General features: G+C 51.0%; 1 protein-coding gene. It reads left to right on the plus strand.

Features of this window, described 5'->3' with window-relative positions:
- A partial coding sequence (locus H7U37_RS15370; protein ID WP_243414358.1) for a restriction endonuclease occupies positions 1-349 on the plus strand: 349 nt, incomplete at both ends.

Genomic DNA, 349 nt, shown 5'->3' on the forward strand with positions numbered 1-349 from the left:
CCAGCCGCTTCAAAATTGAAACCCCCATTGGCACGTACAACCCCGACTGGGCTGTGTATCTGAATAAGAACGGTGAGGAAAAGCTGTACTTCGTCCTGGAAACCAAGGGCGACACCAGCTTTATGCACCTGAAAACCAGTGAGCAGCTGAAAATCCACTGCGGCAAGGAGCATTTCAAAGCACTGGACGCAGGTGTGGAGCTGGAGACTGCCACCAGTTGGACGGAGCTGCGCAAGCGCAGGCACGGCAGAAAATTTTGTGTAAGCGGTTTTCGACAAACTCAAGAATATCGCATTTGCAATGTGCATGATAGGGGCTTATTCCCCTTGATAACAGCTTTTCCGGGAGA

The organism is Pseudoflavonifractor phocaeensis (assembly GCF_016901735.1).
In the GTDB taxonomy this organism is placed as follows: Bacteria; Bacillota; Clostridia; order Oscillospirales; family Oscillospiraceae; genus Pseudoflavonifractor_A.